This window comes from Chthonobacter rhizosphaerae (assembly GCF_013839525.1).
Classification (GTDB): domain Bacteria; phylum Pseudomonadota; class Alphaproteobacteria; order Rhizobiales; family Pleomorphomonadaceae; genus Chthonobacter; species Chthonobacter rhizosphaerae.
Window position 1 is genome coordinate 1 of the sequence record NZ_JACDIS010000032.1, and the last position, 2,149, is coordinate 2,149.

Consider the following 2,149-nt stretch of genomic DNA (forward strand, 5'->3'; position numbering starts at 1 on the left):
CGACCCGGGGATGCCCGCCGGGCGAGGCGTATTCCCACACGCCCATGGCGGCGATCATCGAGAAGATCGCGATAAAGAAGAGCGCCGTCGGCCAGGTCCAGGCCATCCAGGAGAAGTCCATCATCGTGCTCCGGTCTGGGGGTGGGCGTTTGGCTCGCGACGCGTTGTGAAGGCGAGGCGCCGGCTGGCGTCGGCGGTAGCGGGACGGCTGGCGTGGGCGGTTCCACCCCTCACCCCGACCCTCTCCCTCAAGGGGAGAGGGGGCGTGATGGTGGTTCGGGTGCAAACGCGGACGCCCGCGTACCATTCACCGCCGACCCATCCCCTCTCCCCTTGAGGGAGAGGGTTAGGGAGAGGGGTGAACCTCCCCCCAAGACGATCAGGGGTGAACCTCCGCCCGTTCAGAAAACCTCCACCCGCCATCACACCCTCCCCAGGGCGAAGCCCTTGGCGATGTAGTTGCGGACGAACCAGATCACGAGCGCGCCCGGGATGATGGTGAGCACGCCGGCGGCGGCCAGCACGCCCCAGTCGAGGCCCGAGGCGGAGACCGTGCGGGTCATGGTGGCGGCGATCGGCTTGGCGTCGGTCGTCGTCAGGGTGCGGGCGATCAGGAGCTCCACCCACGAGAACATGAAGCAGAAGAAGGCCGCGACGCCGATGCCGCTCGCGATCAGCGGCATGAAGATCTTCACGAAGAACTTCGGGAAGGAGTAGCCGTCGATGTAGGCGGTCTCGTCGATCTCCTTCGGCACGCCCGACATGAAGCCTTCCAGGATCCACACCGCCAGCGGCACGTTGAACAGGCAGTGCGCGATGGCGACGGCGATGTGCGTGTCGATCAGCCCGAAGCCCGAGTAGAGCTGGAAGAAGGGCAGCACGAACACCGCCGGCGGGGCCATGCGGTTGGTCAGCAGCCAGAAGAACAGGTGCTTGTCGCCGAGGAAGCGATAGCGCGAGAAGGCGTATGCCGCCGGTAGCGCCACCGCCACGGAGATCACCGTGTTGAGCGCTACGTAGGTCATCGAGTTGATGTAGCCGTTGTACCAGGACGGATCCGTCAGGATCACGACATAGTTCTGCAGCGTGAAGTTCTGCGGCCAGAGCGAGAAGACCGACAGGATCTCCTGCGTGGTCTTGAAGCTCATGTTCACGAGCCAGTAGATCGGCAACAGCAGGAAGACGATGTAGATCGTCGGCACCAGCCAGGTGAACCGGCTGCGCTGGCTCGAGCGCACCGCGCCGACCGACACCGGGCGGGTCTTCGGCTCGGCGGTCGCGCGGGGGAGGGTGGTGGCGTCGGTGGTCATGGGGTTGGCCCTCAGCGCCGCTCTTCGCCCGCCTGGGTCATCACGGTGTAGAAGACCCAGGAGAGGAGGAGGATGATCAGGAAATAGATGATCGACATGGCGGCGGCGGGCCCGAGGTCGAACTGGCCGACCGCCATCTTGACGAGGTCGATGGACAGGAAGGTCGTGGAGTTGCCCGGACCGCCACCGGTGACCACGAAGGGTTCGGTGTAGATCATGAAGCTGTCCATGAAGCGCAGCAGCACGGCGATCAGCAGCACCCGCTGCATCTTCGGCAGCTGGATGTAGCGGAACACGGACCACTTGGACGCGCCGTCGATGCGCGCGGCCTGGTAGTAGGCGTCCGGGATCGACACGAGGCCGGCGTAGCAGAGGAGCACCACGAGGCTCGTCCAGTGCCAGACGTCCATCAGGATGACGGTGACCCAGGCGTCGATCGGGTCCTGCGTGTAGTTGTAGTCCACGCCGAGGGCGGTGAGGCTGCGGCCGAGGAGGCCGATGTCCACGCGCCCGAACACCTGCCAGATGGTGCCGACCACGTTCCACGGAATGAGCAGCGGCAGCGCCATCAGGACGAGGCAGATCGGCACGCCGATGCCCTTGCGCGGCATGCTGAGCGCGATGGCGATGCCGAGCGGGATCTCGATGGCCAGGATGATGGCCGAGAACAGGAGGTTCCGCCACAGCGCCTGGTGGAAGCGGTCCGAGGTGAGCGTCTCCTTGAACCATTCCGTGCCGGCCCAGAAGAACTCGTTGTTCCCGAAGGTGTCCTGGACCGAATAGTTCACCACCGTCATCAGCGGGATCACCGCCGAGAAGGCCACCAGCAGCAGCACCGG

3 protein-coding genes are annotated in these 2,149 nt (G+C 65.4%); all 3 read right to left on the reverse strand.

Going from position 1 to position 2,149, the window contains the following annotated elements:
* Window positions 1-121: DUF2160 family membrane protein (locus HND91_RS22355; protein WP_246329652.1), on the reverse strand; the 121-nt coding region annotated here is incomplete at its 3' end.
* 301 nt (window positions 122-422) lie between these two features.
* Window positions 423-1,310, reverse strand: a complete 888-nt coding sequence (locus HND91_RS22360) for a carbohydrate ABC transporter permease (RefSeq protein ID WP_246329651.1) — start codon at window positions 1,308-1,310, stop codon at window positions 423-425.
* An 11-nt stretch (window positions 1,311-1,321) separates the two neighbouring features.
* The coding region (locus HND91_RS22365; RefSeq protein WP_181708824.1) for a carbohydrate ABC transporter permease at window positions 1,322-2,149 on the reverse strand (828 nt) is incomplete at its 5' end.

Excerpts from the sequence above, each read along its gene's own strand:
- HND91_RS22360 (WP_246329651.1), bottom strand. The coding sequence starts at position 1,310 with ATGACCACCGACGCCACCACCCTCCCCCGCGCGACCGCCGAGCCGAAG.